Source organism: Paenibacillus piscarius (assembly GCF_022234545.1).
GTDB lineage: Bacteria > Bacillota > Bacilli > Paenibacillales > Paenibacillaceae > Paenibacillus_AQ > Paenibacillus_AQ piscarius.
On the sequence record NZ_JAIEUI010000022.1, the window covers coordinates 1 to 23,232 of the forward strand.

General features: G+C 54.2%; 21 protein-coding genes. 15 read left to right on the forward strand and 6 right to left on the reverse strand.

The window, feature by feature from the left end; translation table 11 throughout:
• Window positions 1-282 precede the first annotated feature (282 nt).
• The 5 genes from K1558_RS26285 to K1558_RS26305 all read left to right on the forward strand — a co-directional run bounded on the left by K1558_RS26285 (window position 283) and on the right by K1558_RS26305 (window position 4,796).
• A complete protein-coding gene (locus tag K1558_RS26285) occupies window positions 283-1,266 on the forward strand; it encodes an aldo/keto reductase (RefSeq protein ID WP_238654931.1) in 984 nt (327 codons plus the stop codon).
• A gap of 9 nt (window positions 1,267-1,275) precedes the next feature.
• Complete coding sequence (locus K1558_RS26290) at window positions 1,276-3,267, forward strand: elongation factor G (RefSeq protein WP_238654932.1); 1,992 nt, start codon at window positions 1,276-1,278, stop codon at window positions 3,265-3,267.
• Complete coding sequence (locus K1558_RS26295; protein WP_238654933.1) at window positions 3,251-3,652, forward strand: NUDIX hydrolase; 402 nt, start codon at window positions 3,251-3,253, stop codon at window positions 3,650-3,652. The genes K1558_RS26290 and K1558_RS26295 overlap by 17 nt, the downstream gene beginning before the upstream one ends.
• A 190-nt stretch (window positions 3,653-3,842) precedes the next feature.
• Window positions 3,843-4,268, forward strand: a complete 426-nt coding sequence (locus tag K1558_RS26300) for a DMT family transporter (protein WP_238654934.1) — start codon at window positions 3,843-3,845, stop codon at window positions 4,266-4,268.
• Window positions 4,269-4,295: 27 nt separating this feature from the next.
• Complete coding sequence (locus K1558_RS26305) at window positions 4,296-4,796, forward strand: DMT family transporter (RefSeq protein ID WP_238654935.1); 501 nt, start codon at window positions 4,296-4,298, stop codon at window positions 4,794-4,796.
• Between the two features lie 104 nt (window positions 4,797-4,900).
• Here K1558_RS26305 and K1558_RS26310 read toward each other — a convergent pair whose 3' ends face one another.
• From K1558_RS26310 to K1558_RS26320, 3 genes are all read right to left on the reverse strand, one after another.
• Window positions 4,901-6,325: a right-handed parallel beta-helix repeat-containing protein gene (locus K1558_RS26310; protein ID WP_238654936.1), complete on the reverse strand. Its 1,425-nt coding sequence runs from the start codon at window positions 6,323-6,325 to the stop codon at window positions 4,901-4,903.
• A gap of 152 nt (window positions 6,326-6,477) precedes the next feature.
• Window positions 6,478-7,527 carry an anthranilate phosphoribosyltransferase gene (locus K1558_RS26315; RefSeq protein ID WP_238654937.1) on the reverse strand — a complete coding sequence of 350 codons (1,050 nt, stop codon included), beginning with the start codon at window positions 7,525-7,527 and terminating at the stop codon, window positions 6,478-6,480.
• A gap of 12 nt (window positions 7,528-7,539) precedes the next feature.
• A complete protein-coding gene (locus tag K1558_RS26320; protein WP_238654938.1) occupies window positions 7,540-8,136 on the reverse strand; it encodes an ANTAR domain-containing response regulator in 597 nt (198 codons plus the stop codon).
• Window positions 8,137-8,461: 325 nt separating this feature from the next.
• Between K1558_RS26320 and nirB the strand changes: the two genes are divergently transcribed.
• The 5 genes from nirB (at window position 8,462) to K1558_RS26345 (ending at window position 13,406) form a co-directional block, all read left to right on the forward strand.
• Entirely contained in the window at window positions 8,462-10,891 is a 2,430-nt protein-coding gene (gene nirB, locus K1558_RS26325) for a nitrite reductase large subunit NirB (RefSeq protein WP_238654939.1), read from the forward strand.
• Window positions 10,892-10,910: 19 nt separating this feature from the next.
• Window positions 10,911-11,222: a nitrite reductase small subunit NirD gene (nirD, locus tag K1558_RS26330; protein WP_238655023.1), complete on the forward strand. Its 312-nt coding sequence runs from the start codon at window positions 10,911-10,913 to the stop codon at window positions 11,220-11,222.
• Between the two features lie 29 nt (window positions 11,223-11,251).
• Window positions 11,252-12,118 (forward strand): formate/nitrite transporter family protein, encoded by an 867-nt coding sequence (locus tag K1558_RS26335; protein WP_238654940.1) that lies wholly within the window; start codon window positions 11,252-11,254, stop codon window positions 12,116-12,118.
• Entirely contained in the window at window positions 12,115-12,882 is a 768-nt protein-coding gene (gene cobA / locus K1558_RS26340; RefSeq protein WP_238654941.1) for a uroporphyrinogen-III C-methyltransferase, read from the forward strand. Before K1558_RS26335 ends, cobA begins: the two co-directional genes overlap by 4 nt.
• A 203-nt stretch (window positions 12,883-13,085) precedes the next feature.
• On the forward strand, window positions 13,086-13,406 hold the full coding sequence (locus tag K1558_RS26345) for an iron-sulfur cluster biosynthesis family protein (RefSeq protein ID WP_238654942.1): 321 nt from the start codon (window positions 13,086-13,088) through the stop codon (window positions 13,404-13,406).
• 203 nt (window positions 13,407-13,609) lie between these two features.
• On the opposite strand, the gene K1558_RS26350 is transcribed toward K1558_RS26345, so the two are convergent.
• Together K1558_RS26350 and K1558_RS26355 are read right to left on the reverse strand one after the other, a co-directional pair.
• Window positions 13,610-14,368, reverse strand: a complete 759-nt coding sequence (locus K1558_RS26350; protein WP_238654943.1) for an SDR family oxidoreductase — start codon at window positions 14,366-14,368, stop codon at window positions 13,610-13,612.
• Between the two features lie 82 nt (window positions 14,369-14,450).
• Window positions 14,451-15,227, reverse strand: a complete 777-nt coding sequence (locus K1558_RS26355) for a GNAT family N-acetyltransferase (RefSeq protein WP_238654944.1) — start codon at window positions 15,225-15,227, stop codon at window positions 14,451-14,453.
• 173 nt (window positions 15,228-15,400) lie between these two features.
• Between K1558_RS26355 and K1558_RS26360 the strand changes: the two genes are divergently transcribed.
• Together K1558_RS26360 and K1558_RS26365 are read left to right on the forward strand one after the other, a co-directional pair.
• Window positions 15,401-16,036: a type 1 glutamine amidotransferase family protein gene (locus K1558_RS26360; protein WP_238654945.1), complete on the forward strand. Its 636-nt coding sequence runs from the start codon at window positions 15,401-15,403 to the stop codon at window positions 16,034-16,036.
• A 132-nt stretch (window positions 16,037-16,168) separates the two neighbouring features.
• Window positions 16,169-17,086 (forward strand): class I SAM-dependent methyltransferase, encoded by a 918-nt coding sequence (locus K1558_RS26365; protein ID WP_238654946.1) that lies wholly within the window; start codon window positions 16,169-16,171, stop codon window positions 17,084-17,086.
• Window positions 17,087-17,109: 23 nt separating this feature from the next.
• Here K1558_RS26365 and K1558_RS26370 read toward each other — a convergent pair whose 3' ends face one another.
• Window positions 17,110-17,703, reverse strand: coding sequence for an AAA family ATPase (locus K1558_RS26370; protein ID WP_238654947.1), 594 nt, complete (start codon window positions 17,701-17,703; stop codon window positions 17,110-17,112).
• Between the two features lie 141 nt (window positions 17,704-17,844).
• On the opposite strand from K1558_RS26370, the gene K1558_RS26375 reads away from it, so the two are divergent.
• The 3 genes from K1558_RS26375 to K1558_RS26385 all read left to right on the forward strand — a co-directional run bounded on the left by K1558_RS26375 (window position 17,845) and on the right by K1558_RS26385 (window position 22,893).
• A complete protein-coding gene (locus K1558_RS26375) occupies window positions 17,845-18,327 on the forward strand; it encodes a GNAT family N-acetyltransferase (protein ID WP_238654948.1) in 483 nt (160 codons plus the stop codon).
• A 172-nt stretch (window positions 18,328-18,499) separates the two neighbouring features.
• A complete protein-coding gene (locus tag K1558_RS26380) occupies window positions 18,500-22,366 on the forward strand; it encodes an HNH endonuclease (protein ID WP_238654949.1) in 3,867 nt (1,288 codons plus the stop codon).
• 8 nt (window positions 22,367-22,374) lie between these two features.
• On the forward strand, window positions 22,375-22,893 hold the full coding sequence (locus K1558_RS26385; protein WP_238654950.1) for a hypothetical protein: 519 nt from the start codon (window positions 22,375-22,377) through the stop codon (window positions 22,891-22,893).
• The last annotated feature ends 339 nt before the right edge of the window (window positions 22,894-23,232 follow it).

Genomic DNA, 23,232 nt, shown 5'->3' on the forward strand with positions numbered 1-23,232 from the left:
CCAAATGTAGTCGAAAAACCGACCAGATTGGGCGCTGCGGAGGTGCGTGGTCCAAATGTAGTCGAAATACCGACCAGATTGGGCAGTGCCATGGCACACGGGTCAGCAGTACCGCATCCTTCACCCGTTAGATATGTCGTTCTAAACTGGACCTGGCCGTCCAAACCCTGCATAATAAGAAGAGTTGTGAACGGTTCCACGGAGGGGACATCGCCGGAGGACGTTCTTGATTAGGAATATTGTGCGTGAATCACACTAAATCATAAACGGAGGGTTCTTACAATGAGATACCGCAAGCTGGGGAATACCGGTTTGTCTGTAAGTGAGGTTAGCTTCGGGACATGGGCGATTGGCGGAGATTGGGGGAGCAGCCGGGATGAGGATGGGCTGAAGGGCCTTCAGCTCGCGATGGAGCAGGGCGTGAATTTCTTCGATACTGCCGATGTCTATGGCGGAGGCCATGCCGAGGAGCTGCTGGCGAAGGCGACCCGCGGGAAGCACGATGAGGTGCATATTGCCACGAAGTTCTGCCGGGCTGGGGACATCCATGATCCGGAGACGTATTCTGCGCGGAGCATTAGCGAATATTGTGAGCAGAGCCTGCGGCGGCTGGAGCGGGAAGCGATTGACCTGTACCAGGTCCATTGTCCGCCGATTGAGATTCTGCGGGATGGGCGTGTTTTCGAGGCGCTGGACCAGTTGAAAGCCGAAGGCAAAATCCGCCACTATGGCGTAAGCGTTGAGACAATCGAAGAAGGGCTGCTCTGCCTGGAGTATCCGGGGGTGGAAGCGCTCCAGGTGATCTTCAATCTGTTCCGCCAGCAGCCGGCCCAGGAGCTGCTGCCGAAGGCAGCGGAGAAGGGTGCAGGAATCCTGGTGCGTCTACCGCTGGCCAGCGGGCTGCTGACCGGCAAGTTCAAGGAGGACAGCACGTTCCAGGCAAACGACCACCGCAGCTTCAACGCGAACGGTGAGCATTTCAACGTGGGCGAGACCTTCGCCGGACTGCCGTTTGTCACCGGAGTGGAGCTGGCCCGCAAGCTGGAATGGATTGCTGCCGGACGCGGCAATATGGCCCGGGCATCGATGCGCTGGATTCTGGAGCATCCGGCGGTAAGCTGTGTCATTCCGGGCTTCAAGAATGAGGCGCAGGTGGAGGATAATTTGGCGACACTTGAGGTTCCGGGGTACAGCTTCACTGAGATGGAGCGTCTGGGCATCTTTTATCAGTCAGAGGTTGCTCCGCATATCCGTGGAGGGGTGTAGCATTACTATATGAATAATGTAACCGTTGGCTTGCTTGCTCATGTTGATGCAGGCAAGACGACCTTCGCAGAGCAGCTGTTGTTCCATACGGAAGCGATCCGCCGCCGGGGACGGGTGGACCATCAGGATTCCTTCATGGATACCCATGAGATTGAGAAAACGCGCGGGATTACGGTGTTCGCGGATCAGGCGGAATTCACTTATAAGGACTCCCGTTATTTCCTGCTGGATACCCCGGGGCACGTGGATTTCTCCCCAGAAATGGAGCGTTGTCTGCAGGTACTGGACTATGCCGTGGTGATTCTCAGTGCGGTGGAGGGGGTGCAGAGCCATACCGAAACTCTCTGGCAACTATTGCGCCAGCACCGGATTCCGGTCTTATTCTTCATCAACAAAACCGACCGCGCAGGCAGTGACCCCGCCCGTGTCCTGAAGGAGATCCATGAGCTGCTCAGCCCGGATGCCATGCTGCTGCCGCCGCAGCCGGGAGCGGCATGGACCGATGAAGAAATGGCTTTCCTGGCGGAACGCAACGAAACATTGCTGGAACGATACCTGGAAGGAAAGCTAACGGACAGCGATTGCAGCAGTGCGCTGAGGACGATGGTGAAGCGCGGCGGGATTTTCCCGTGTATGCAAGGCTCTGCACTGCTTGACCAAGGGGTGGAGGAGTTCCTGCACTACCTGGATGCGATTGTGTTCACGGAATATGATTACCGGTTGCCTTTTGGAGGGAGGGTCTATAAGATCCGCCATGATGCCAGAGGTACACGAATAACCTACATCAAAGCGCTCCAAGGGGTGCTGAAGAACAGGGACAGCCTGGCCTACGGACTTGAGCCGGAGCGCAGCTCCGAACGGGTGACAGGCATCCGTAAATATAACGGAACAGATTACAGTGCAGCGGATTGGGCTGCTGCCGGAGAGCTCTTTGCGGTGGTGGGCCTCAGTGGTGCATTGCCGGGCACTGGAGTTGGTGAATGTACGGGAATTCTGGAAGGCGGACTGACCCCTACACTGAAATCGAAGGTGTTGTTCGAGCCGCCGGTGCATCTCAAGGAGCTGATGCTGGTCTTCGGGCAGCTTGGCGCAGAAGATCCTTCGCTGAACGTAAGCTGGGAGGAGTCGCTCCAGGAGCTGCACATTCAGGTGATGGGCGGCATTCAGCTGGAGATTCTGGAGCAGATTGTGGCGGAGCGGTTTGGGCTGCGGATTGCTTTTGGTCCGCCGGAGATTCTATACAAGGAGACGATTACCGGACGGGTCTACGGCTGCGGGCATTTCGAGCCGCTGGGCCACTATGCCGAGGTGCATCTGCTGCTGGAGGCGGGGGAGCGCGGCAGCGGGATTACGTTCGTTAACAAGTGTCACCCGGACGATCTGGCTGTAGGGTACCAGAATCAGATTGGGCAGCATGTGCTGGAGAGCGGGCACCACGGCCTGCTGACCGGTTCACCGTTGACCGACCTGAAGGTAACGCTGCTTAGCGGGCGTGCCCATAACAAGCATACCAGCGGCGGAGACTTCCGTGAGGCCACCCACCGTGCCTTGCGCCACGGGCTGGAGCAGGCGGAGAATGTGCTGCTGGAGCCGGTCTATGAGCTGAGAATCCGGATAGAATCAGGCGATGTGGGCAAGGTTATGAGTGATATTCAGCAGGCAGGCGGCTCGTTCGAGCCTCCTGACCTGACGGAGTCCAAGGCTGTCATCACCGGAACCGCTCCGGTGGCCAGCTTCATGAATTACGGGGCGCGGCTGGCCTCGATGACTCAGGGCAAAGGCTCGCTGTCGCTCAGAGTTTCCGGCTACCAGCCTTGCCATCAGGCGGAAGCCGTGATTCAGCAGCGTGGTTACAATAAGAATGCCGACCCGGCCTACACCTCTGCCTCGATCTTTTGCGCCAAGGGTGAAGGCTATACGGTGCCCTGGGAGGAAGCAGCCCGGCATATGCATATTACAATCATACAGCGGGGGAATACTAATCATGAACGCAATCATTGATAAAATTGCCTGGATTTACGTGGTGGACGGCAAAGTGCTGGGGGCACGATCCAAGGGCAAAGACACATATTATTTCCCCGGAGGCAAGCGGGAGCCCGGCGAAAGTGACGCCGAGACCCTGATCCGGGAGATCCGAGAGGAACTGTCGGTGGAGATTCTCCAGGAGACGATTGCCGAATTCGGAACCTTTGAAGCTCCGGCACACGGCAAGGAAGAAGGTGTCCTTGTGCGTATGACCTGCCTGACCGCAGACTTCACCGGCGAACTGGCCCCGGCTTCGGAAATCGAGGAGCTGGCCTGGTTGACCTCTGAGGATCAGGGGCGCGTATCGGCGGTCAGCGGCCTCATTATGGACAAGCTTAAGGAAATGAAGCTGATCTCCTGAAAATACAGCCTAAAGACAAGCCCGTTTCAAGCCGTTAGTCGGCCTGAAGCGGGCTTGTCGTCTCTTTGACGAGCCGAAGCGGAACAGGACATTACGGAAGCTTTTGCAATTTGGGACATATGTCCTTCCCGAATCGGCCGAACTGGCTTTTAATTAGAAATGACAAGTGGAGTAGAGGAGAGATAGACAGATGAAAGGAATACTGTTCGCATTTCTAGCCGGGGCATGCATTACGCTGCAAGGGGTGGCCAATGCCAGAATTAGTACGGATATCGGCACATGGCAGGCAGCAACGATCACCCAGCTGACCGGATTCATTATGGCACTGGCCATTGCATTGGCTGTCCGGGACGGGAAGAAGCGGGGGTTCCGTAAGGCAGGTCCGTTATACCTGACAGGCGGCGCTTATGCCGCATTCATTATTTTTAGTGAGGTGACGGCCATTAAAAGCATCGGGGTGACTCTGACCATCTCCGCCCTGCTGATTGCCCAGCTCTGCCTGACGTTCGTGATTGACAGCAGAGGCTGGTTCGGCGTCGCCCGGCAAAAGATGAAGACCCCGCAGTTCATCGGGATCGGGCTGATGGTTCTCGGTGTTATTGTACTGAAGTTATAACGGAGATTGAGGAAGGGAGCAACAAATATGTTAGCAGGAATTCTATTGTCGCTGATTGCAGGTGCGCTGGTCAGCTTGCAGAATATTTTCAACGCCAAGGTCAATGAGCATACCGGCTCCTGGTCGACTACCACACTGGTGCTGGGGATGGGCTTCGCCGCTTCTCTGGTCATGGGACTGATTCTGGAAGGCAAAAACATGTTCACACTCCAGCATATGCAGCCTTGGTACTGGTTCAGCGGAATGATTGGAGTCGGAGTCGTGATCTGCCTGGTGCAGGCGACCCGGATTCTTGGCGCAACCTATGCCATATCGATCGTACTTACTTCCCAGCTAGGCTTCGCCTTACTGTGGGACTCCATGGGCTGGCTCGGACTGGCGAAGGTTCCGTTCTCGTTCAACCAATTGATTGGCGTGCTGATCATCGTCGGCGGCATTCTGGTCTTCAAGCTGGGAGGAGCGCGTGGGCCCCAATCACGGGAAGATTCTTCTGGAGCAGGAGCGAAGCATGCTCTGGACCTGGAATAGCATAACGCAGAAGGGTAATGAATGACCTCAGTATAGTAAAGAAGCACATACCGGTGACTGACATGGCATGTGCTTCTTCTGTATGCTCAGAACGGAGGCTCTGGTTAACGGGAATCCTGAATTGTAGCGCTGCTGTTATTCGCACTAAGATCTGTCAACGGATCAAACGGAGGACCCGTGATAGTCCCAACGAGTAGAGCTATATCCACTGCATTAACCGGGCTGCCCCAGGCATTACCTGAATATACCAGAACCGCCCGGTCATTAACGAAGCCTCGGGTATTATAAACAATGTTATTAATGATCTCACCCGTTGCATTCTGATTGAAATAGGCAGGCTGGCGCAAAGAATAAAAGACATTGTTCCGCATGATTAAATTTGTCATATTGTTGGCAGCTGAAACTAGACCGCGGTTCACCACCCAGCCGGAGGAAGGTCCGGCCTGCGGGGGACCATAGATTACATTATTAATGATGGTATGATTGGATCCTGCCACTTGAATGAATTCAACAGCATAGGGATTATCACTAGTGATGGTCAAACCGTCGATCGTCACGCCGCTGCCGGTAACTGTAAAGACGATGACCGCTGCCTGAAGGAGAATCAGGCTGTTGGGAAATCCTTTTATGGTTACACCTGCCTTATTAATTCCGATATTAGCAGTGACGGGATATGTTCCGCCCATAATATAGACTGTTCCATTAGGAGATACAGCGGTTACCCCTTGTTGAATGGTGCCAAAAGGACTGGCTTGAGTCCCGTTTCCCCCAACGGCTCCTGCCTGGACGTATACCTGAAAAGGATCTGGTTGCACTGTTCCAGTGGCACCGGTAGTACCCGTAACCCCTGTTAGTCCTGTAGCTCCTGTGGCCCCGGTGGCTCCTGTCGCTCCGGTAGCTCCTGTCGCCCCGGTGGCTCCCGTTGCCCCGGTGGCTCCTGTCGCCCCGGTGGCTCCTGTCGCCCCGGTAGCTCCTGTCGCCCCGGTTGCTCCCGTAGCCCCGGTTACTCCAGTAGCCCCTGTCGCCCCTTCAGGACCGCCCGAGGGACCTGTCTCTCCAGTAGCCCCCGTAGCTCCAGTCCCACCGGTCAGTCCTGTCGTCCCTGTAACCCCAGTCGCTCCCGTGGCTCCTGTAACCCCGGTAGCTCCTGTGGCACCGGTAGTTCCTGTTGTACCTGATGCGCTTCCCAGCATTTCGGAAGCGACCAGACGATGTGCTGTAACAAGCTCCCCGGAGCTGCTTTTACCCCATAATGAAGCTGCGAGGTTCTCTGTACTTATTCCAATGATTGTGATTACATAATCAAAACTGAAATTCGCATAATAATTTCTGGTGGCTACTGCATTTGGAGGTAGCGAAAAAGTCTCATTGGCATACAAGGTCCGCCCCCCGTTCAGGGTGTACCCTTGAATGGTCACAGTAGCATAATTGGAGATACTTTTGTTTTCAACTTTAATGGTTACTGATTGAGTGGGTCTTGTTCCATTGACTTGATTGTTTTCAATGGGACCAGTAGATAGAACGGCCATTGTATTCCCTCCTATGAGCTTGTTATCATGTAGCACGGATGTTAACCATTTATTATAATATTTAGGTGTCTTATGGAATGTTTGTGCATTAGCGCAAAAAAAAAACAGACCGGTAATCAGTCTGCTCACATTGTTAATAGCGGCAAGCAGGCTCAGGCCTGCCCGAGCGAAGCTGCATTGCTACATAGTATGGTATTTTTCCATTTGGAATAAGCCTCCCAGGCCTGGCCGTTATCCAGCAGAGGCTTGCACGTATAGACACCTTCCTCCAGGGAATTCACCCGTCCGGCGGCATGGAGCCGGGCAGCTCCGTTCAGCAGGGTCTGGTTGTAGTAGGCCATATGCCCGCCGCCCTGCAGAATCTCCTCCGCCGTACGAAGCTGCCGTTCCGCAGTCCAACCGGTCTCCGTAGGCACTACTGTCTCCAGCCCAAGCGACTCGGGGTCGATAATATCCAGCTCGGCTATACCGTTCTCTACCCGGTAGACCCGGTTCGGCCGGTCAATATACAGATCCTCCGAGCCTTCCACGCCCTGAACCACCAATCCCCGCTGATAGCCAAGCTTCCCGATTAACCGTGAGATCCGCTCAAACACCGTATTATGAAAAATACCAAATACGATATACGGCGAGCAGGCGTAATCGATCAGCTTCTCCGCCGTGTTGAAGATCGTGCGCATCCCAAGGTCCTCGCGGAGTCCGCGGAGTTCACCCAGAGGCGGGCACCACTGCTCTGACTTTACGAACAGGACGCCGCTGGCTTCGGCAGCCTGAATAGCACAGCTGCGGCTCAGACCGGCCATATCCACACCTCCGGCCTGGATGATATCCTGGAGCGTAATGCCCCACTTGGGCGGCAAGCCCGCTGAACCGTGCAGGGTAACCGGCAGACCAGCGGCAGACAGCAGGAAGGCGGTGGGATAAGTAGCAATGAAGGAATGTACTCTGCCGTCATACGGACCGGCGCAGTCGATTCCCTGGTGGACAGGCTCGCGGACCGCGTATTTGCGGCAGACGGCAACGAAGGCCTCCAGCTCCTCCAGGCTCTCCAGCTTCATGCGCTCTGCGGCCAGGAACGCGCCAATCTGCACCGGGGAAGCGCTCTGCCGGAGAATGGCTTCCGCCGCGTATTCAGCTTCCCCGTAGCTTAGATCCTTCGCGCCGCGCTTGCCGCGGGCGACTTCCTTCAGAATATTAATCATATGGCGTTCTCCTTATGTTTGATCCTGCAGCAGCTGGTAGACCTTGACGATGGAGGTCGCAACATCCACCATCCGTTTGCGTTCATTCATCGCCTGCTTGCGCAGCAGGTCGTAGGCTTCCGATTCACTGATATTCTTGGCTTTGGACAGGATGCCCTTAGCCATGTCGATCCATTTGCGCTCCTCGATCCGCGACAGCAATTGCTCCCGCTCCTTCAGCCATTGCCTGCGCTCGAAGCATTGCCTGGCGCTGAAGTGAAGCATCCAGTGAATCTCCGGCGGCTGCATGGCCGGGGACAGGATGCCATCCACCATAATATCGTCACCGCAGGCCGAGACGGATAAGGTCGCAGTATGCGGAGTGCACCACCATAATACAGGTGCAATCTTGTGCTGAACCAGCAGCTCTCTCCAGGCGCTGATCTCCGTCACCGGAAGCTCCAGAATGAAGGCGTCCGCATCGCCGGTTAATGGAGCAGCTTCCTCGGCAGTAGCGGCTGTCTCCACGACATAGCCGCAGGCGCTGAGGAGAGGGACGGGGCTGGGCGAGGAGCGCGCTTCTGCGGAAGTCTCTGTTCCGGGGGGCAGGATAACGAGCAGGGAATGCATAGATGGACGACGCTCCTTTTGTACAGAGTATCTTAATAAGAATGCATTAATGTTATATTATATAACATAAATTATGCGATCTTGTCGATAAATTAAATTAATTAAATTTTATATGTCATAATTATTGACGTACTGCAAAGTCGTGTAGTATAGTCATTTTAACAAATTCATCAATTCTTCGGATACAACGGTGTATCCGGCTGAAGCGGCAATGGCGCCTGCTCTCACTTATATCGCTTACGGGAAATGTATCTTTTCCGGGCGGAGTGAAGCGGGCTGTTTGTGTTGTATACGTGTTGTTTACCTGGAGAGGAGAGAGACAAATATGACAGCAAAGCGCAAGAAACTGGTACTCGTCGGCAACGGAATGGCAGGGGTCAGAGCAATTGAGCATCTGCTCAAATTGGCGCCGGAGGCATATGAGATTACGATCTTCGGCACTGAGCCTCATCCCAACTATAACCGGATCATGCTGTCTTCCGTCCTGGCGGGCGGGGCAAGTCTGGATGAAATCGTCATTAATGATCTCGAATGGTATCAGAGCTTCAACATCAGGCTGTATACGGGCCACACAGTTACTTCTATTAACACTGCGGCGCGTACAGTCACCACGGATCAAGGAATCACCGCAGCGTATGACGAGCTGATTCTGGCAACCGGCTCCAACCCCTTCATGCTGCCGATCCCGGGAGCGGAGAAGGAGAACGTCATCGCGTTCCGCGACATCAAGGACACACAAATCATGCAGGACGTCTCGCAAAAATACAGCAAAGCGCTTGTCATCGGCGGCGGTCTGCTCGGACTGGAGGCGGCCAGAGGGCTGCTGCATCTGGGAATGAGTGTCTCGGTGGTTCACATCCATGATTATATTATGGAGCGTCAGCTGGATGAGGCGGCCGCCATAATGCTGCGTAAGGAGCTGGAGGCCCAGGGCATGAAGTTCCTGCTGAAGAAGCAGTCCGAAGCCATTCTCGGCAAAAAAAGAGCCAAAGGTCTCCTGTTCGCAGACGGCGAGATGGCAGAGGCGGATCTGATCGTGATGGCGGTCGGCATCAAGCCGAACGTGGAGCTGGCCCGGCGCAGCGGGATCGAGGTGAACAGGGGCATCGTGGTGAACGATTATATGGAGACCAGCCTGCCCGGTATCTATGCCGTCGGGGAGTGTGCAGAGCACCGCGGCATTGCCTATGGTCTGGTAGCCCCGCTCTATGAGCAAGGCGCAGTCCTGGCCAAAAGACTGGCGGGCGTTCCCACCGAAGGCTACGCCGGTTCGGTAACCTCAACCAAGCTGAAGGTATCCGGCGTTGATGTTTTCTCGGCTGGCCAGTATACCGAGCAGCCTGGCACGAAGGCGCTCCGCTTCCAGGATGAGACGGAAGGCATCTATAAGAAGCTGGTCATCCGGGAGGATAAGCTGATTGGCGCAGTGCTGTTCGGTGATACGAATGACGGAGCAGAGCTTTTCTCGATGATCAAAAAGGGCGAGAACATCAAAGGGCGGGAGAAGGAGCTGCTGCTCGGTGTTCCGGCGGATGCGCTGGCTTCCCCCAAGGGCAACCGGCTGAAGGGGATGGCAGACGACGAGATCATCTGCGGTTGTAATGGCGTGACGAAGGGGACGATTGCCGAGGCGATTACCACCGGCGGCTGCACCAGCGTGGGCCAGATCAAGACCTGCACCAAGGCTTCCGCTTCCTGCGGCGGCTGCAAGCCGCTGGTGGAGGGGCTGCTTCAGCTCTATGCCGGAGAAGCGGCCGTTACAGTTAAGGAGGGTATCTGCGGCTGCACCACGCTGGGCCGGGATGAGATTGTCGCCGAGATCAAGCGCATGAAGCTGACGACAGTGAAGGAGGTTATGAATGTCTTGTCCTGGAGCAATGAGGAGGGCTGCCCGAAATGCCGCCCTTCGCTGAATTACTACCTGGGTATGCTCTGGCCGGAGGAATATGTGGATGAGAATGAGTCGAGATACACTAATGAGCGTTACCATGCCAATATCCAGAAGGACGGGACGTATTCGGTCGTGCCGCGAATCTACGGCGGTGTCACTTCACCGGCTGAGCTGATCAAGATTGCGGAGGTGGCGGTCAAATACGATGTGCCGCTGGTTAAGTTCACCGGAGGACAGCGGCTCGATCTGCTGGGCGTGAAGAAGGAGGATCTGCCGAAGATGTGGGAGGAGCTGGATATGCCCTCCGGCCATGCCTACGGCAAGACACTGCGTACCGTGAAGACCTGCGTAGGCTCCACCTATTGCCGGTTCGGTACTCAGGATGCGATGGGGATGGGGATTCGGCTGGAGAAGGCTTTTGAACGGCTGAATGCTCCGGGAAAAGTGAAGCTGGCCGTATCCGGCTGCCCGCGCAATTGTGCGGAAGCGACGATCAAGGACTTCGGCGTGGTGGCGATTGACGGCGGCTGGGAGCTGCATGTCGGCGGCAACGGCGGTGTTCATGTCCGGGCCACGGACCTGCTCTGCGTGGTGAAGACTGATGATGAAGTGCTGGAATGGGCGAGCGCCTTCCTGCAGTATTACCGCGAGAATGCCGGATGGAATGAGCGGACTGCGCAGTGGGTGGAGCGTGTGGGACTGGATAGCATCAAGCAGGCACTGGCCTCCCCGGAGGAACGGGCGGCGCTGGTAGAGAGAATTCAGAAGACGCTTAGCCTCACAACCGATCCATGGAAGCAGATTGTGAATACACCGGAGCTTCGCAAAAATTTCGAACCGATCTCTTTGCCAGAGACGGTATAAGGAGGCCCCCAAGATGACAATGACGAAACTGCTGATCGGCAACCTGAATGATGTGGACCTGAAAGGATCACGAACCATAAGGATAGACGGCCTGGAGATTGCCCTATTCCGGCTAAGCAGCGGTGAGGTGCTGGCGGTGGAGAACCGCTGCCCGCACAAGGGAGGATTGCTCTCGGAGGGGATGGTCTGCGGCTCCAAGGTGCATTGCCCGCTGCATGACTGGCGGATCGAGCTGCATACCGGTGAGGTGCAGGCCCCGGATACGGGGCATGTGACCACCTATGAGGTGGAAGTCGATCACGAGACCGGCAGTCTGTACTTAACGCTCTAATTCAGGGATACGCATAAGGGGGATTCGTAATGGACTATGTCAAACCAGGCGAAGTGCTGAGCTCCATGATTGAAGCAGGCCGGGCCAAAGCAGAATTAAGTATCATGCAGCTTATCATCCGCGGCAGTCTCGGCGGGGCGATCCTGGCGTGTGCTACAACACTGGCTTTTACCGCAGCGGCACAGACGAAAATCCCTATGGCGGGTGCGCTTCTTTTCCCGGTAGGCTTCGTGATGATTATCCTGCTCGGCCTGGAGCTGGTGACCGGCAGCTTCGCCCTGATTCCTCTGGCCGTGCTGGAGAAGCAGACCACTATCAGGCGGATGCTCGGGAATTACTTCTGGGTGATTATCGGGCATCTGATCGGCTGCACCGTCTATGCTGTGCTCTACGGGCTGACGATTACGAAGATGGGCACGGATCTGTCGAACCCCCTGGTCCAGACACTAATCACTGCGAGTGAGGGTAAGACAACCGCTTATCGCAGCATGGGGGCAGAAGGGATGGGGCTGGCCTTCATCAAGGCGATGCTCTGCAACTGGATGGTGACGCTGGGGGCGGTAATGGCGATGACCTCCAAGTCCACCTCCGGCAAAATCCTCGCCATGTGGCTGCCCATCCTGACCTTCTTCGGACAGGGCTTCGAGCATACGGTCGTCAATTTCTTCGTCATTCCGGCCGGAATGATGCTCGGAGCGAACGTGACTCTGGCGGACTGGTGGATCTGGAACGGCATCCCTGTGCTGCTCGGCAACTTCGCAGGGGGGCTGCTGTTCACAGGCATACTCTTCTATCTATCGCAAAAAGGGAGCAGATCAGGTGCTCCGGCGGCTGTGTCTCAGGGACATGGTGAAGCGGTATTGACCGGCGCGACTGTCCTGGAGAAAAGCCTATGAAGCCGGGACGGATATCGATCGTAGGTGCGGGTCCGGGCGACCCTGAGCTGATTACCGTCAAGGCGCTGCGGCGCATTCAGAGTGCCGATGTCATTCTGTATGATCGGCTGGTGAATGAGGAGCTGCTGGCTTACGCTCCAAGTGATGCCTTGCGCATCTATTGCGGCAAAGCGCCGGGCCTGCATTCGCTGCCGCAGGAGACTACCGAGCGGCTGATGATCCGCCATGCCGCTGCCGGAAGCCATGTGGTCCGCCTGAAGGGCGGCGACCCGTTCGTCTTCGGCCGGGGCGGGGAGGAGGCGTTGTCCGCAGCCGCCGCCGGCATTCCCTATGAGGTGATTCCGGGAATCACCTCGGCGGTAGGCGCAGCCGCTTCAGCCGGTATCCCGCTGACCCATCGCGGTGTGGCCGCCTCCTTCGCCATCGTGACCGGCAGCCGCTGCCAGGAGCAGGATTCGCCGGTACGCTGGGACGCGCTGGCCCATAGTGTGGACACGCTTGTGATATATATGGGCGTCAGCAAGCTGGGCGAGATCTGCAAGGAGCTGCTGGCTCACGGCAAAGACCCGCAGACCCCGGTTGCCTTGATTGAGAACGGAACCACGCTGCGTGAGCGGACGGTGACCGGCACGCTTGGCAATATAGACAAAGTAGCTGCGGCCATGAAGATCAGCAATCCGGCCATGATTATTATTGGTGAGGTGGTCAAGGTAAGAGCTGAGCTGCTGAGTCTTCAGGAGACTGTGCGTTCGCAGATTGGGTGAAGCAGGATATAGAAGGATAATGCAGAGCAGGCGTTGACCTCTCCGGGCTGAAATCCGGGTTAGGGCGACTCCTTATCTGTATGTTATTATAAAGTCACATTCTTAGTGACTGCTGTCACACAGGTCTGCGCAGATTAGGGACTATACTTGTCGCCTACAGTTACAGCATACCGGACAGGTTGTCCTGATGGGAGAGATTACAGATGCAGATTGAGCTTAATGCAATGACCCGCGAACGGCTGGAGCAGAGCCTGGCCGGCAGACCGGGGCAATTCAAACTGTTCTATGACACGGAGGACTGCGGCTGCAACGGCATGCTGGTGATCCGGATTGTCAGCGGGCCTTCCCCGACCGATATTGTATTCCAGACCGAGCCGTTCACCTTCCTGTGTGACCGCCAGCAGGAAATGCAGTTCGATGAGGTCATGCGCCTCGAAGCGGAGGCAGGCTATCCGGCCTATAAGCTGACCAGCGACTCCACCTTGTTCGGCAGCAACATCCGGGTACAAGACGCCCGGAGCTGAAACAATGTAAGAATAAAGGCCATCTGCCCGCAGAATGACGGGAGATGGCCTTTGTTTAAGGGAACACCGCGGAGACTCATGAGCCGAATGTAATCGAAAAACCGATTACAATCGGACTGGGCACGCCACGGCGCCTGGCCCTGATGCGGCCCAAAGGGTACTATTTCCAAATAGTGCCCTTGAATTCGCACGAGGCCCTCCGCTTAATGAGCCGTCCATCCACCGTCTGCCGTGATGACTGCCCCATTCACAAAGCTGGCTTCCTCCGAAGCGAGGAATAGGGCGAGCTGTGCGATTTCTTCAGGCTGGCCCATCCGTGGATTAAGCGCCATGCCCGGCTGTGTACGTTCCATACCAAAGGTATTAATATGGGTCATGGTAGAACCAATATTCGTCTCCACACCGCCCGGCGCAATCGCATTGCAGCGGATTCCCTTGGCGGCATACATGAATCCGGTATTCTTGGTGAAGCCGATAACCGCATGCTTGGAGGCTGTATAAGCCGCACCGGCCCGGGCACCGAACAGACCGCCTACGGAGGCAACGTTAATAATAACACCCTGTTGTTTTGCCAGGAAAATAGGCAGTACCTTGCGCGTAGCACGCATCACCGAAGTTGTATTAACGGCGAGCACCCGCTCCCAGCTCTCATCCTCAATCTCTCCCGCCGGTTCAAAGTTATCCATGATCCCCGCATTATTCACCAGAATATCTACAGTGCCATAGGTACTGACAGTACTATCGATCAGATGCTGAATGTCAGACTCGTCGGCAACATTTGCTTGCACTGCGATGGCTTCTCCGCCGCTGGACTCTATATCACCGGCAACCTTCTCCGCGGCCTCCAGATGAATATCCGCCACGACCACCCTAGCCCCTTCCTTCGCAAAAAGAACAGCAACCGCCTTCCCCATCCCGGACGCCGCTCCGGTAACTACAGCCACTTTGTTATGCAGTCGCATATGTATCCTCCATTTATACTTATATTTACTGTGGTTAGTATCTTTGACTTCATAGGGTTTTATGCGTCCGGTTTGAGGTGGTCTATCTCATAACAAAAACAGAATATGTTGTGGGATGGTCAAATCCTAATTTTCCGGCCAGACGGGTGGAGGCAAGATTATGAATATTACAATCCCATTTCGGTAATAATCCTCGGTCTATACATTCCTGAATGAAAGCCTCTGACATATATTGAGCCAATCCTCTGCCTCTGAAATGCTCATGGGTAACAATGTCTATTTCTGCACAATTTAATGAAGAAAAGATTGAAATACATTCGCTCGCGTACCGGTTGTCTTGAGTCACGAAGAATCCGAAACCTTTGTTCGAGAAGTTATCTGCCGATCCCCAATACTGAGTGATATATGCCGAATCAAAAGTACTATTGGCTTCGATCGCGTCCTTGTTTATCTTATTTAACTGAAAGTTAGCGGGACATCCGACTCTGCTTGATCCAAGAAAATGTTCTTCATTAAAGTCAAATGCATACCTGCGCAACTGCGCCAGCTCCGCTCCAAAATGCCTCATAATGCTGAGGTCCCATAGCTTAGATGGCGAGAACAAGGTGAACCTCTGGTTGGCCGTTCTTCTGCTCTTGAATTTGTCCATAAGCAGATCCATAAAGTGTACATTCTTCTCGTCCCCAACAACTGCATATATACCCGAAGACGTCCCTATCAATGCCGAACATCCATCGACGATAGCTTCGCCAGCAATGTAATGATCCAATACAGAATAAGCGAATGAAGGATGAAAATTAACGTTATGTTCTTCCATTATCGCTCTTGCAGCCTGAAAAGAAATTGAATTGTCTATCACTCAAAACACTTCCTCATCAAATTAGGTGTATATATAATTACAATGTAATATAATAAGCATTCCTTGGCAAATTCAAATCATATATTTCTACAGTGAACCGGACTTCGCTGACAGCGGTTGTCAGGGAAGTCTAGTTATAATAGCGGTATCTTAGGAGATAGGGGAGATTATAAATGAGTACAAGGCAAGCTTACCTGTATGTGTTCAACACGATGTCAGACTGGGAATACGGATATTTGGTGGCTGAACTGAACACGGGGAGGTACTTCCGCAAAAACATTGCGCCAATAAAAGTCACTACAGTATCCGCGGCCAAAGAAACGGTCACCACCATGGGCGGACTGGCTATACAGCCGGATATTACCCTGGAGGAGTGCAGGCTGGAGAGCGGCGATCTGCTGATTTTGCCTGGAGGAACGACCTGGAGAGAGCCGGAGAATCAGGCGGTTTTGGAAAGGATTGACGAGGCGCTTAAGCTCGGCGTTACGGTAGGGGCCATCTGCGGTGCGGTTGAGGCGCTTGCTGACCGGGGGATTCTGGATGCTGTGCCGCACACCAGCAACAATCTGGATTATCTGAAAATGGTCTGCCCGAATTACAAAGGAGAGGCTTCCCATGTACAGGAACCCGCAGCAGCGGGCGGGCATCTGGTTACGGCATCAGGTACAGCGCCGCTGGAATTCGCGCGGGAGGTGCTGAAGGCGCTGGAGGTCTGCACATCGGATACCCTGGAGGCCTGGTATGGACTGAACAAGACGCAGGAGGCGGGCTACTTTTTCCAGCTGATGAGCTCAGTCGATAGAGGGTAAGCAGGGTCCAATGAGAAATTAATCATTGACAAAAAAATATTTTTATGCTATAATTTACATATTAATATTTTGTGTATATAATAAGGTTCTCCTGGCCAGGGGGAATCTTATTTTTTTATGGGGGAATTCCAGATGAAGCAGAACAAGTCCAGCGTGACTGCCTTAGTGTCCGCATTTGGCCGCGCCTATCACAGCCGGTATGACAGTCCTAAGATTTTCGATGATCATGTTGCGCAGAAGCTGATTACACCAGAGGAGTTCGCGGATATCAGCAGGAATATGGTTCAGGGCATTGCTTTCTTCAATCCTGAAATTGCCGAACGGCACCAGGATGATCCTGACGCCATACTGAGATGGATTACCCAGGTTCAGTTATCCCCAACCCCGCTGGCCCGCGCGGCTTACTGTGAAGCTATCGTGCAGCACGAGCTGAGTCTCGGACTGAAGCAATATGTGATTCTGGGGGCAGGGTTGGATACTTTTGCTTACCGTCATCCTGAGCTCCGGGAGCAGCTGGAGATCTTTGAAGTGGATGCTCCGGCTACACAGGCGTTCAAGCAGCAGCGGCTCAGCGATGGGCAGCTTGCGGTTCCCGGGAATCTCCACATGGTTCCCATGGATTTTACAGGCGGATTTGCTTATCCCAGTCTGCTTGCACAGGGGTTCGATCCTGATGTCAAAACCCTATTCAGCCTGCTGGGCGTATCCTACTATCTCACCAAGGAGGAGAATGCCCGCCTGATCAGCGCATTGTTCGGGAATCTGCCTGCCGGAAGCTCCATCGTACTGGATTATGCAGATGAGCGGCTATGGGAGGAGCAGGGCTTGTCCGGCCGCGTATCTAAAATGGTGCAGATGGCTGCCGCCGGTGGCGAGCCCATGCAATCCTGCTTCACATATGCGGAGATGGAGCAGCTGCTGGCTGAGGCCGGTCTGCTGGTCTACGAGCACCTGTCCCCGGAAGCCATCCAGGACCGGTTCTTTGGTAACCGTGCGGATGACCTTGCTGCTTTTGAGACCATTCATTATATTCATGCGGTCAAGCGGTAGCGTCCAGTTGTCATAATCCTGCATTAAGGCGTCTCTTCATATATAAAAGCCTCCACCGCCGCGATTGCAACATTCCTGTCGGGATGGGAGTTGTCAATCTGTGCGACATGCGCAGCCGGAAGCTGCCAGGCAACCGTGCGGCTGCCGAGGGAAGCGCTGAATTGTTCCCAGTGGGCGAACTTCCACGCATCAAGCGGTGAGCGTCTGCCCTCAATCCGCTGACGGTACACGGCGGCATCCGACAGGCTTACCATGACTACCTTGACCTCAACTTCCTCTAACGTGCGCCCTGCGCGCGCGAGCTCGCGGCCGATCCACTCCGGATCGGCCGCTTCTTTGGTGAAGGGACCCACCACGAAAATATCGCTGTACAGGCCGATATTATCGAGCGCTGCATCCATCGTGATGCGGTAGCCGAGATCGCGGCATAATCTTTTGTACTCAGCGGAATCTCTGTCATCGGGGTCAAGTCCGTGCATGGTCATGATCGCGGTCGCTGCCGGTCGCAGCAGGATATCCATATCGAACACCGCAGCCGGACGCCGGGCCGCAACGGCCTTGGCTAATGTGGTCTTGCCTGCGCCTCCGGGTCCTAGAAAAAACACCAGTCGGTTCATCGGTTTCACTCCTTACGGGTTGTGTAAGTTTCAGTATAGCAGGCGGGACGTTCAGCGGGAAAGGGACGGTAGCAGCGGTGACAACATTCAGGGGGAAATGATAGAATAAGTTAATTGAAGAAGAAGGAAGAGGATAAACCTATGCTCCAGATCCGTCCCATTGAACGCAGGGATAACGCAGCGATTGAGCGAATTGTCCGGGAGTGTCTGATTGAATTCGGCGGCAACCGCGAGGGGCTGGCCTGGGCCGACGATAGTTTGCATGATTTATATACCTATTATAATAGTGCGGAGAACCGGGCGTATTGGATTGTGGAAGCGGACAGGCAGGTGCTGGGCGGGTGCGGGATCGCGGCTTTTGATGAAGCGCAGGGGATCTGCGAATTGCAGAAAATGTATCTGTCCTCCTCGATCCGCGGCCAAGGTGTTGCGGCACAGCTGTTAGATCAGGCGCTCGCCTTCGCGAAGCAGCATTACCGGAAGTGTTATCTGGAGACGCTGCTGACGATGGAGGCCGCCAGTCGCTTTTATACCAAGCATGGGTTTAACCGGATGGACGGGCCCCTGGCCGGTTCAGAGCATTATGCCTGTGATGCGTGGTATATCCGGGACTTACATAACTGATTTTCTGCGGATGGCTAATAGAATGATGTGCTGCATCGAACAGGTTGATTATGGTTGCATACCACCATGATTAACCTGTTTTTTTCGGGCTGTCAGAGGAACCCGGCTGTAAAAATCGCTATGGATTTTACTTTATCTATAGCATCGATTTTGTACAGAGGGGGAACTCCATTTGCAGACCCAAGCTACCGTAAGCAAGGAGCCGGATAAAACCTCCAGTAGCCGTAAAACCGGCAGCAATCCGCCGGTGTTTGTGAAGGCGGCTGCGGTTAAGCAGCCGGACCCGGTAGAAATTATCCGGCGCATCCGCCAGAATCCGGCTTCCTTAAGCCGAGAAGACAAGCTGGCGCTCCAGCGTACGCTGGGCAACCGGGCTGTTGTTCAATTGTTAGCCAGTCTGAAAAAGGATGGCAAGGAGAAGGAGCAGGCTGAAGACCGGCAAGCCAGCGTTCCGGATGAGGCCAAGATGCAGCATAAGGAGAAGCCGGAGGTCCCGGCAGAGCCTGCCTCTGCGGCTGGTACACCGGCTAAGTCTTCGGCTGAGGGAACCTCTGCCGGCTCGGATACCGGCGTTAAGAAGGAAGCGAAGCCAGTTGTTACCCGACAAGCAGCGGTGAGACCAGCAGCCCAAAAAGCTAAGACTGAAGAAGCGGCTCCCGCTCAGAAAGAAGCTGGGGACGGAGCCAGGGAAGAGCAGGTCGCTGAAGCTACACCTGCCAGGGAGGCCAAAGAGCCCGCAGCGCATGGAACGGTCGACGCACCGGGGCAAGGGAAGGCACCCGCTGAGGTCCAAGGAGCCGGGACGCCGAAGAAGGCGGCCAAGGAGCCCTCGCTGGGTGCAGCGCTTGGTGCCTTGGCCGGCGGCGGGAAGGAGAAGCCGGTGGAGGCCAAGGCGGTGAAGATCAGCGGTGAAGACCCGGGGCAGATTCTGGATCAGCTGACCCAGGTGCAGCCCACGGAGCTGGGCGACGCCTATGCCCAGGCGGTGAATGTTTCGGCCGGAGCGTTCGCGAAGCAGAACCAGAAGGCTAAGCAAGGGCTGCCTGCGGTTCCCGTTCCCACCGGGCTGAAGGGAAAGGTACTGCAAGCCCGGAGGAAGCCGGCAGGACTAAAGCACACGGTGAAGGAAGGCTTCAAGAGTGAGCGCACCGGCGGGGCAGTGAATCCGGGTCACCTGGATAAAATGACCATCCGCTCTTCCGGTTCAGGTGACAATCCCGAGGCGATCATGAGCGAGATCCGTTCCGCCGCCGCCCAGCCGCCAGGCATCAGCATGACCGGTGAGGCCGATCCTGCACGGATGGACGGCATGGGCCAGGAGGCCTCCCGGGAAGTGGGCGCAGCCAAGCAGGCGGAGCTGGGCCAGATCCAGCAGCCTTGGGGCGAGAATGACATCTATCCCGAACCGGACGGTACGGTGGTGAAGGCCGCTGCGGGGCTGAAGGGCGGTCAAGCGCCCGGGGCGAAGAAGCTGCCGGCTCTGGCGCTTCCGGCGGAGATGACCGCCGGGCTGAACCGCAGCCTGGCCCCGGAGATGAAGAAGCAGCTCGGCGCCAAGCAGACGGAATACAAGAAGGAGCAGGCGAAATTTGACAGCAGCGTGCTGAGCTCTAAAGCAAACAGCCAGGCGCAGATCCGGCAGGCGGAGACGGAGGCCAAGAATAAACAGCTCAGTCAGCAGGCGGGGGCCAAAGCAGAGGTCACCCAGCTGCGGGGCGAATGGAAGAAGGAGCTGGACACCGCCGAAGCGGATTATGCGCAGCAGGCCGGAGCCGCCTCCCAGCAGAAGAAGAAGGAGATTAACACCGTCCGCACCGACAAAGAGCGGGAAGCGCAGAAGAAGCAATCCGAAGCGGAACGGGAGGCGACCCAGGCCTACAGCAAGGCCAAGAAGGAAGCGGACAGCAAGCATGAGGAGGAGAAGGCCAAGGAAGAGAAGAAGGGGGGCTTCCTCGGCTGGGTGAAGGATAAGCTCGAAGCCGTGGTGAATCTGGTCAAGAAAGCGGTCAATTTCATCTTCGAGGGGCTGCGGAAAGCGGTCAAATTTATTTTTGAGAAAGCCAAGCAGGTGATACTCGGCATTATCGAGCTGGGCCGCCGGCTGATCACCACCCTGATCAAGGGCTTAGGCGCACTGCTGAAGAAGCTGGTGTCCGTGGTCTTTGCCAAATTCCCCGGCATTGCCGCCAAAATCTGCAGCAAGATCGACAGTGTGGTCAACAAGGCCGTCCAGGCCGTGAACCAGATGGCCCAGAAGCTGAAGACCAAAGTCACACAGGTCATGGATTTCCTGGCCGCCAAGGTAGATCAGGCGCTAGCCGCGGTACAGAACTTCTATTCCAAGCTGATCTCCACCCTAGGTAGTCTGCTGATTGCCACCTTCCTGGATGTGATGTCCCGGATCGGGGCACTCGGCCAGGCGGCGAAGCGATCCTTCAGCCATCTGGAAGGCAAGATGTGGGAGTATCTGCTGGGCGTAGATATTTCGAAGCCGATGGGCGGCGAAGCTGCGGAAGGCGGGGCTGTTGAGCAAGCGGAGGGAGCTGGCGCTGGTGCGGCAACTCAAGAAAAGCTAAGCGCCGAGGACATTGAGATGGAGTCGGTGGAGCAGGGCGAAATGGACCCGGCGCTGGTGCAGGAAGCCAATCTCAAGGACGGGGAAACGAAGGAGATGTCCGGCAGCCGTGACCCGGCTACGATGGACAGCATTATGGCTGAATTCGACACCGGAGCAGCGAAGCAGAGCCTTGGCGGCAAAATAGCAGACGGCGCAAAGCTTCGCGCGAACAATGCGAAAATGCTGTTTGACCAAATTAAATCATATGTAATAAAATGGATGAAGGCCCATGGTTTACAGATTATTGCAGGCATCGCGGGAGTATTGGTTGTGGCTGGCGTTGCTTTTGTCGCCACGGGCGGGGCCGTTACGGTTCTCATTCCCCCGATCCTTAATATCATCACGGTTGTGATGCAGGCCCAGGCGATTGTGTCTGTCGCACAGAGCCTGGCACAAGCCGCCGGCTACATCGGGACCTACCTGAGCCAGGGCTGGCAGAAGATGATTGAGCCTGCCGCGATAGCGCTCGCCGCTGCACTGGCGATGGGACTGGTTGAGCTGGCGATGGCAGTTGGCTTCAAGGCCATCGGGGCCGGCGTGAAGAAAGCCGGACAAGCTGTCAAGAAAGGCGTCGGCGCGGCAGCCGGCGGTGTGAAAAAGGCTGTAGGCGCGGGAGCCAAAGGCATCAAGAGCCTGCTGAAATCCGGAGCCAAGCTGGCCTCCAAGAGCGGCAGCATGATCATACGTAACGGTAAAATCGTGATTAAGAGCCTGCAAAAGGGGCTCATGAAGGGAACCAAAAACCTGCGGGGCCTGCTGGACCGGATTCTGCAGAAATTCAAGTTCAAGAAGTTCAAGCTGGAGCGCAAGGGGAAGCATATCCGTCTGTATGGCGAGGTTAATCCTTGGGTGCTGCTGGTCGACGGAACCATGAGGGACATTGATGACCAGAACTTCGATAAGGAGTTTAAGAAATTACAGCAAGACGGAATGAAGCCGATCAAGCTTAGTGATGCTGAATATAGCAAACTCAGTAAGCTAGAGAAGGGTAAAATAGAAGAAATCTCCATGAAGGCTGATGGAGATAAAGGCAGGATTGATTTTGATAACATTAAGGGGACGGGGGATGGTGGCCCGAAACCAAATGGGGCTAAGCCGATTTTCAGCCCGAATTTCGATAAAAAATTAAAAAAACATGCTCAAGATATCTATGAAACTTCAAGAGATTTAGGTGTCCCAGTTACAAAAGGGGACAAAGAAGGGATGAAAAGGTTTGTTTCCTCAATTGTAAATGACTCGAAAAATCTTGCTAATTCTGAACCTTTTCAATGGAATACAATTGAGGCTGTAGATGCTTTTGTTAAGGGGGATGCAGTTGTTTTAGTTAATAGACAAACAAACGAAATATTGACTTTCTTAAATAAAAAGGGAGATCGTTTATCAAGTAAGCTAAAATCAGATTTAGATTTGATTGGAGAGTGACTACGACTATGAATAACTATATATTGTCTTTTACAAAAAAGTTTGATCATTTTTTCGTGCAAAAAGAAATATCAAATATTATTTATTTACATGATGAGGATGATAATGAGAAGTTAGACCATGTCCTTTTCTTTGAGAAAGACGATGGTAATGTTATAGGTTTGTATATAAGAGGCATGAATCCGTTAATTTCAGTGAATAGAGTTTACGATTTGGATGATTTTAATTTATTCGCAAGTTATGAAGGAGTGATTGAATCTAAGGAAAATGTTAAACTCAGAATAGAGTATATAAGTTTGTTTTTTAGCTCTGAATATAACGAACTATTAGGTTTTTATTTATCGAATATCGATGTGTCCAGTTCTCTACTTGTATTACTTTTACAAGATGAGATTAATGTGAAAAAGAATTGTAGTAAGTCAGATGCTAGTAAGCTACTTAAAAAGTATTCGAATGAAGGTTATATAACTTACGAAAAAAATTGTGGGAATGATTGGAAAGGAATGAAAAAGGAATGTCAACATTAAACTAAATATTTTTTGATCTATTAGTCTTCATATTATGAACCAATAAGTTTCCTTCGTTTCAGGTGAATCACAAAATCACCTTATGGCTGAAGGAGGGAATAAAAAACCTTGATCGGCTCCAGCCAATCAAGGTTTTTTTGCGCTAAGCTGCCCAACAGCTGAACCATTGGGCGAGAATCATTGAATTGCCTATCTTTTCCGTAGAATCAGCTATTAAAGATTATACTGCATTAAAACTATAATGAGGGTGTATTGCAGCGTAATGGAAGGGAGGCTAGAGGTGATTTGTAACCGCTATCAAAGTGTGTTTCGGCAAAATACTTGCTTTCCGCTTAACCC

Coding starts and splice junctions, on each gene's coding strand:
- K1558_RS26285 (WP_238654931.1), top strand. CDS start 283: ATGAGATACCGCAAGCTGGGGAATACCGGTTTGTCTGTAAGTGAGGTT.
- K1558_RS26290 (WP_238654932.1), top strand. CDS start 1,276: ATGAATAATGTAACCGTTGGCTTGCTTGCTCATGTTGATGCAGGCAAG.
- K1558_RS26295 (WP_238654933.1), top strand. CDS start 3,251: ATGAACGCAATCATTGATAAAATTGCCTGGATTTACGTGGTGGACGGC.
- K1558_RS26300 (WP_238654934.1), top strand. CDS start 3,843: ATGAAAGGAATACTGTTCGCATTTCTAGCCGGGGCATGCATTACGCTG.
- K1558_RS26305 (WP_238654935.1), top strand. CDS start 4,296: ATGTTAGCAGGAATTCTATTGTCGCTGATTGCAGGTGCGCTGGTCAGC.
- K1558_RS26310 (WP_238654936.1), bottom strand. CDS start 6,325: ATGGCCGTTCTATCTACTGGTCCCATTGAAAACAATCAAGTCAATGGA.
- K1558_RS26315 (WP_238654937.1), bottom strand. CDS start 7,527: ATGATTAATATTCTGAAGGAAGTCGCCCGCGGCAAGCGCGGCGCGAAG.
- K1558_RS26320 (WP_238654938.1), bottom strand. CDS start 8,136: ATGCATTCCCTGCTCGTTATCCTGCCCCCCGGAACAGAGACTTCCGCA.
- nirB (WP_238654939.1), top strand. CDS start 8,462: ATGACAGCAAAGCGCAAGAAACTGGTACTCGTCGGCAACGGAATGGCA.
- nirD (WP_238655023.1), top strand. CDS start 10,911: ATGACGAAACTGCTGATCGGCAACCTGAATGATGTGGACCTGAAAGGA.
- K1558_RS26335 (WP_238654940.1), top strand. CDS start 11,252: ATGGACTATGTCAAACCAGGCGAAGTGCTGAGCTCCATGATTGAAGCA.
- cobA (WP_238654941.1), top strand. CDS start 12,115: ATGAAGCCGGGACGGATATCGATCGTAGGTGCGGGTCCGGGCGACCCT.
- K1558_RS26345 (WP_238654942.1), top strand. CDS start 13,086: ATGCAGATTGAGCTTAATGCAATGACCCGCGAACGGCTGGAGCAGAGC.
- K1558_RS26350 (WP_238654943.1), bottom strand. CDS start 14,368: ATGCGACTGCATAACAAAGTGGCTGTAGTTACCGGAGCGGCGTCCGGG.
- K1558_RS26360 (WP_238654945.1), top strand. CDS start 15,401: ATGAGTACAAGGCAAGCTTACCTGTATGTGTTCAACACGATGTCAGAC.
- K1558_RS26365 (WP_238654946.1), top strand. CDS start 16,169: ATGAAGCAGAACAAGTCCAGCGTGACTGCCTTAGTGTCCGCATTTGGC.
- K1558_RS26370 (WP_238654947.1), bottom strand. CDS start 17,703: ATGAACCGACTGGTGTTTTTTCTAGGACCCGGAGGCGCAGGCAAGACC.
- K1558_RS26375 (WP_238654948.1), top strand. CDS start 17,845: ATGCTCCAGATCCGTCCCATTGAACGCAGGGATAACGCAGCGATTGAG.
- K1558_RS26385 (WP_238654950.1), top strand. CDS start 22,375: ATGAATAACTATATATTGTCTTTTACAAAAAAGTTTGATCATTTTTTC.